Below are 6,008 nucleotides of genomic sequence, written 5' to 3' on the forward strand. Positions count from 1 at the left end.
TGTGTCTGCTCAGAGCGCGTAGTCGACGACCACGGGGGTGTGGTCGGACCATCGCTCGTCGTAGGCGGACGCACGGTCCACCGCGTAGTTCTTCACCGTCGCCGCGAGGGCGGGGGTGGCCAGCTGGTAGTCGATCCTCCAGCCGGAGTCGTTGTCGAACGCCTTGCCGCGCCACGACCACCACGTGTACGGGCCGTCGACCTCGCCCGCCCACTTGCGGCCGACATCCACCCAGCCGAGGCCGGCGCCCGCGTTGTAGTCGGGGTCGTCCTCCGCGCCGAGGAAGCGGTCGAAGTAGGCGCGCTCCTCCGGCAGGAAGCCGGCGCGCTTGACGTTGCCCTTCCAGTTGCGGATGTCCAGCGTCCGGTGCCCGACGTTGAGGTCGCCGAGGACGACGGCGAACTCGCTGTGCTTCTGCAGCTCCGGCAGCCGCGCCTCCATCGCGTCCAGGAACGTGTACTTCGCGACCTGCTTCTCGGTCTCGGCCTCTCCGGAGTGCACGTAGGTGCTGACCACGGTGACGACCTTTCCTGCCACCTCGTAGTCCGCCTCCAGCCAGCGGCCGGCGCTGTCGAAGTCCGTCGCGCCCAGCTCGACGCGGTGGATGGCCGCTCGGTGCCTGCTGGCGATCGCGACGCCGGCACGGCCCTTGGCGCTGGCCGGGTCGTGGACGATGTCCCAGTCGTCGCCGAGGAGCCCCTGCAGGTCCTCCGTGGAGGCGCGCACCTCCTGCATCGCCAGGATGTCGACGTCGCGGGAGTCGAGCCAGGCGCCCATGCCCTTGCGGAAGGCGGCACGGATGCCGTTGACGTTGATCGTCGCGATGCGCAGGGGTTCGGTGGGCATGGATCCAGCCTACCGGGGACGGCCGACGCTCCCCTCGTCGAGCAGGTCGTTGAGCCGGTGCTCCGCCTTCTCCACGCGGCGCTGGGCCGCGAACCGGGCGAGCAGCCGCGAGCCGCGCAGGTCCTGCTTCGCCTGGTCGAGCTCCGCGCGCGCCACGAGCACCCGCGCCTTGTACTCGGCGGCGGCGCGCTCGGCCGCCGCCTGCTCCGGTGTGATCATGCGCGGAGAGAGCCCGTGGTCGAACATCCCCACCGCGATCCAGGAGGCGGAGAGCAGGATCACGCGCGAGACCAGGTTGAACCACAGCAGCAGACCGACGAACACCGCGAAGCTCGCCAGCAGCGGGTTCTTGGTCGCGCTGCCGAGCAGCAGGCCACCGAGCGCGCTCAGCGCGGAGAGCACCGCGGCCCCGAGCAGCACGCCGAAGAACAGGTTCCGCCACGGGATGGCGACCCTGGACATCACGCGGAACATCGCGCCGAGCGTGAAGATGTTGAGCAGAAGCGAGACCAGCAGCGCGGAGAACCGGGTGACGACGGTGCCCCAGAAGGACTCGGGGCTGACGCCGATGATCGCCAGGAGGAAGGTGAGCGCCTGCGTGCTGGCGATGGTGATCAGTGCGGAGAACACGAGCACGACGCCGAAGCCGAGGGCCAGGAACAGGTCGCGGATCTTCTGCAGGACGTAGTTGGTGGTGTCCCTGCTCAGGCCGAAGACCGCGCGGACCGCCTGGCGCGTGTAGTACAGCCAGCCGATCGCGGTCCAGAGCAGGCCGATCGCAGCGATGATGCCGTACCAGCCGAACGCAGTCGCCTGCTGCAGCTGGGTCTGGTCGATGACACCGGGAGTGGTGTCGGTGGCGATCAGCCCGGGGACCGCCTTGTTGATGATGGTGACCAGCGCCTCGAAGATGTCCGGATTGGCGGACAGCCAGATCCCGGCGGCGGAGAAGCCCAGCCAGATGGCCGCGAAGACCGCGAACAGCGACTGGAAGCCCATCCCGGCCGCTCGCAGGTTGCCGTCGGAGTGCGAGTAGTTGATGTACACCCGGTACGGGCGCAGGCTCTGCACCCACTTGGCGACGCGGGAGACGCGGGCCACCGGCTTCTCGAGGCGCTCGCGCAGCGGCTCCGCGGCGTCCAGGAAGCGCTCCTTGAGCGTCTCCTCGGTCTCCGGCTGCACCGTCCCCTGAGCGCGCTGGAGCGCCTCGTCCGGCTCGGCCGGCCTCCGGGAATTCCTCGCCACCTGGCAAGGATATCGACCGGGATGCGCCGGGAAGAGAGCCGAAAGGCGGCCGCGCGCCGCGCCGGGCGGCGCGCGGCCGGTGCGCTCAGTACGAGTACGACGAATAGCCGGCGGACGAGGCCGCCACGCCGACGATGATGGCGATGATGACCATCAGCACGATGAAGGCGATGTAGACGTAGCCGATGATCAGGCCGGCGATGGCGAGGCCGCGGCCGTTCTCGCCGGTGCGCTTGATCTGGCTGAGCGCGATGTGGCCGCAGATGACGCCGGCGAGCGGGAACACGAATGCTCCGACGAGGGCGATGATGGCGAGCACGTTCGTGCCCGACTTCTGGGCGGGGTACGGGGTGTAGCCGGCCGGCGGCGCGGGCGGGTACGAGGCGGGCGTCTGGTCGGACATGGTGAGGTGTTCTCCGATCGGGATACGGTTCGGGTTCGATTCTGTTCTGTTCAGTTCTGTGGCACGCTTCCGGCCAGCACACCCGCGGGGTGCAGGGTGGCGGCGATGGCGTTCGCGGTCTCCTGGAACGCGGTGTCGATCCGGGCGGCGCCGATCGCGCCGCCCTTGAGCGCGCCGGAGACCATGTTGCGGTTCAGGCGCGCGACCAGGCGGCCCTCCGCGTCGACCATGAAGTCGACGAGGAAGGTCACCTGGAAGCTCTTGCCGGCGAAGGCGCCCAGCCAGAAGGTCGACGCCGCGCTGCCGCGCTTGGCGAGCAGGCCGCCGCTGGGCGTCGCGGTGACGGTGAAGCCCTCCGCCTGCAGCGCAGAGGCGACGAGCCGGCGTCCGGCGTCGTGGGGTCGCCGAGGAGGAAGAAGTCGTGGGCGGCAGGCATGGCGGAGTCCTTCGGGTGGGGGTCGGGTGAGATCGATCCGGTCGGAGGTCGGGTGACCGGCGGGCGCGGCGGTGGGCCCGGCATGACACTCTATCGGGGCACACGACCCGCGTCCAGACCGCTGGGCCAGCGGGAACGGTACCCTGGCCTCATGCCGAACGCCATCGTCCTCGGCGGGACGGGACTGATCGGGCGCGCCGCGGCCCTCCGCCTCGCGCGCGCCGGCTGGGACGTCGTGGTCACCGGGCGCGATCCGCGGCACGTCCCTGCCGCGCTGACCGAGGCGGGGGTCCGCTTCGTCGCCTCCGACCGGCGGGACCCCGCCGCGCTCGCCGCGGTGCTCGGCGCCGGCGCCGATCTGCTCGTGGACGCCTGCTGCTTCACGGCCGACGATGCGCGCTCGCTGCTGCCGTACCTGCCCGGGATCGGATCCGCCGCGATGATCTCCAGCAAGGCCGTCTACGTGGATGCGCAGGGCCGGCACATCAACTCGCCCGAGCGACCGGACTTCGGCGGTCCCGTCCGCGAGGACACGGCGACCCTCGAACCCGCGTGGGACGGCCGGTATCGCAGCAGGGACGGCTACGGCAGGAACAAGGTCGCCGCCGAGCGCGTGCTGCTGGAGAGCGGGCATCTCGTGTCGGTGCTGCGCGCGTCCAAGGTGCACGGCGTCGGCGCCGCGCTCCCGCGCGAGTGGCACTTCGTCCGCCGGGTGCTCGACGGCCGCCGCGTCGTGCTGTTCGCCCACGACGGCCGCGGCTTCGACCATCCGACCGCCGCCGCCAACGTCGCCGCGCTGGTCGAGGCGGTGGGGGAGCGGCCGGGCAGCCGGGTGCTCAACATCGCCGACCCCGACGTGCCGACCGGGCGCGAGATCGCCCGCGCGATCGCCGCCCGCCTCGGGCACGCGTGGGAGGAGGTGCTCGTTCCTGGCGACGAGCCGGGCCGGCATCCCTGGGACGTCGTGCCGGGCATCACGCTCGATCTGCGCGCCGCGGAGGCGATCGGCTACCGCCCCGCCGGCGGCTACCACGACCTGATCGGACCGACCATCGACGCCGTCGCCGCGCACGGCCTCGACGCGCCCTGGGCGGCGGAGGCGGAGGATGCCGACGTCGACTACGCGGCGGAGGACGCCTACCTGGCCCGGCGCTGAAACGACGACGCCCCCCGACCGGAGGGCCGAGGGGCGGACGTCGTCAGCGGGAGGCGATCAGGGCTTGCCGCGCATGATCGCCTGCTTGACCTCGGCGATCGCCTGCGTCACCTGGATGCCGCGCGGGCACGCGTCGGTGCAGTTGAAGGTCGTGCGGCAGCGCCAGACGCCCTCCTTGTCGTTCAGGATGTCCAGGCGCACCTGCGCGTTGTCGTCGCGCGAGTCGAAGATGAAGCGGTGCGCGTTCACGATCGCCGCCGGGCCGAAGTACTGGCCGTCGGTCCAGAACACCGGGCAGGAGGAGGTGCACGCCGCGCACAGGATGCACTTGGTGGTGTCGTCGAAGCGGGCGCGGTCGGCGACGGACTGGATGCGCTCCTTGCCCTTCTCGGGCTTGCTGTTCGCGACCAGGAACGGCTGCACCTCGCGGTAGCTCGCGAAGAACGGCTCCATGTCGACGATCAGGTCCTTCTCCAGCGGCAGGCCCTTGATGGCCTCGACGTAGATCGGCTTGGAGATGTCCAGGTCCTTGATCAGCGTCTTGCAGGCGAGGCGGTTGCGGCCGTTGATGCGCATGGCGTCCGAGCCGCAGATGCCGTGGGCGCACGAGCGGCGGAACGTCAGCGAGCCGTCCTGCTCCCACTTGATCTTGTGCAGCGCGTCCAGGATGCGGTCGGTCGGGAACATCTCGACGTCGAAGTCCTGCCAGCGCGGCTCGGTGTCCACGTCCGGGTCGAACCGGCGGATGATCAGCGTGACGGTGAACGACTGGACCGGCGCCTCGGGGGCGGGCGGAGTCTCGAGCACGGCGGTCGACATCAGTACTTCCTCTCCATCGGCTGGTAACGGGTCACGACGACCGGTTTCCAATCGAGCGTGATGTGGTCTGCCGCATCCGCCGAGTGCGGGTCGCCGGTCAGGTAGGCCATCGTGTGCTTCATGTAGTTCTCGTCGTCGCGCTTCGGGTAGTCGTCGCGCATGTGTCCGCCGCGCGACTCCTTGCGGTTCCGGGCGGAGAACACGACGACCTCGGCCAGGTCGAGCAGGAAGCCCAGCTCCACGGCCTCCAGGAGGTCGGTGTTGAAGCGCTTGCCCTTGTCCTGGACGACGACGTTCTTGTAGCGCTCGCGCAGGCGGTGGATGGTGCCGGTGACCTTCTCGAGCGACTCGTCGGTGCGGAACACCTGAGCGTTCTTGTCCATCTCGTCCTGCAGCTCCTTGCGGATCGCGGCGATCCGCTCGGTGCCGGTGCCGGTGCGCAGGTCCTCGATCATGCCGCGGACGAAGCCGGCGGGGTCCTCGGGGAGCGGGACGGCGGTCGCGGTCTTGACGTACTCGACCGCGTTGTTGCCCGCCCGCTTGCCGAACACGTTGATGTCCAGCAGCGAGTTGGTGCCGAGGCGGTTGGAGCCGTGCACCGAGACGCACGCGCACTCGCCTGCGGCGTAGAGGCCGGGGACGACCGTGGTGTTGTCGCGCAGCACCTCGGCGTTGTTGTTCGTCGGGATGCCGCCCATCGCGTAGTGCGCGGTCGGCATGACCGGCACCGGCTCGACGACCGGGTCGACGCCCAGGTAGGTGCGGGCGAACTCGGTGATGTCCGGCAGCTTGGTCTCCAGGACCTCGGCGCCGAGGTGCGTGCAGTCCAGCAGCACGTAGTCCTTGTGCGGGCCGGCGCCGCGTCCCTCCGCGACCTCCTGCACCATGCAGCGCGCGACGATGTCGCGCGGGGCGAGGTCCTTGATGGTCGGAGCGTAGCGCTCCATGAACCGCTCGCCGGAGGCGTTGCGCAGGATCGCGCCCTCGCCTCGGGCGCCCTCGGTGAGGAGGATGCCGAGCCCAGCGAGGCCGGTCGGGTGGAACTGGAAGAACTCCATGTCCTCCAGCGGGAGCTTCTTGCGCCAGATGATCCCGACGCCGTC

The 6,008-nt window shown here is 70.4% G+C and carries 7 protein-coding genes; 1 reads left to right on the top strand and 6 read right to left on the bottom strand.

Translation table 11 applies throughout. The features are described from left to right. Positions 1-9: 9 nt before the first annotated feature. From ACTHMF_RS13080 to ACTHMF_RS13095, 4 genes are all read right to left on the bottom strand, one after another. A complete protein-coding gene (locus ACTHMF_RS13080) occupies positions 10-846 on the bottom strand; it encodes an exodeoxyribonuclease III (RefSeq protein WP_440318143.1) in 837 nt (278 codons plus the stop codon). Between the two features lie 9 nt (positions 847-855). Continuing rightward, positions 856-2,091 (bottom strand): YihY/virulence factor BrkB family protein, encoded by a 1,236-nt coding sequence (locus ACTHMF_RS13085; RefSeq protein ID WP_440318144.1) that lies wholly within the window; start codon positions 2,089-2,091, stop codon positions 856-858. 85 nt (positions 2,092-2,176) lie between these two features. Beyond that, positions 2,177-2,494, bottom strand: coding sequence for a DUF4190 domain-containing protein (locus tag ACTHMF_RS13090; RefSeq protein ID WP_314146926.1), 318 nt, complete (start codon positions 2,492-2,494; stop codon positions 2,177-2,179). 50 nt (positions 2,495-2,544) lie between these two features. Further along, positions 2,545-2,745, bottom strand: a complete 201-nt coding sequence (locus tag ACTHMF_RS13095) for a hypothetical protein (RefSeq protein ID WP_440318146.1) — start codon at positions 2,743-2,745, stop codon at positions 2,545-2,547. A gap of 336 nt (positions 2,746-3,081) precedes the next feature. On the opposite strand from ACTHMF_RS13095, the gene ACTHMF_RS13100 reads away from it, so the two are divergent. Next, positions 3,082-4,086, top strand: coding sequence for an NAD-dependent epimerase/dehydratase family protein (locus ACTHMF_RS13100; RefSeq protein ID WP_440318147.1), 1,005 nt, complete (start codon positions 3,082-3,084; stop codon positions 4,084-4,086). 57 nt (positions 4,087-4,143) lie between these two features. Here ACTHMF_RS13100 and ACTHMF_RS13105 read toward each other — a convergent pair whose 3' ends face one another. Both ACTHMF_RS13105 and ACTHMF_RS13110 read right to left on the bottom strand, forming a co-directional pair. After that, entirely contained in the window at positions 4,144-4,905 is a 762-nt protein-coding gene (locus ACTHMF_RS13105; RefSeq protein ID WP_314146929.1) for a succinate dehydrogenase iron-sulfur subunit, read from the bottom strand. Next, positions 4,905-6,008: FAD-binding protein (locus tag ACTHMF_RS13110; protein WP_440318149.1), on the bottom strand; the 1,104-nt coding region annotated here is incomplete at its 5' end. The genes ACTHMF_RS13105 and ACTHMF_RS13110, both read right to left, overlap by 1 nt.

This window comes from Leifsonia sp. (assembly GCF_051955155.1).
Classification (GTDB): Bacteria; Actinomycetota; Actinomycetes; order Actinomycetales; family Microbacteriaceae; genus Leifsonia.

Coding starts and splice junctions, on each gene's coding strand:
- ACTHMF_RS13080 (WP_440318143.1), bottom strand. CDS start 846: ATGCCCACCGAACCCCTGCGCATCGCGACGATCAACGTCAACGGCATC.
- ACTHMF_RS13090 (WP_314146926.1), bottom strand. CDS start 2,494: ATGTCCGACCAGACGCCCGCCTCGTACCCGCCCGCGCCGCCGGCCGGC.
- ACTHMF_RS13100 (WP_440318147.1), top strand. CDS start 3,082: ATGCCGAACGCCATCGTCCTCGGCGGGACGGGACTGATCGGGCGCGCC.
- ACTHMF_RS13105 (WP_314146929.1), bottom strand. CDS start 4,905: ATGTCGACCGCCGTGCTCGAGACTCCGCCCGCCCCCGAGGCGCCGGTC.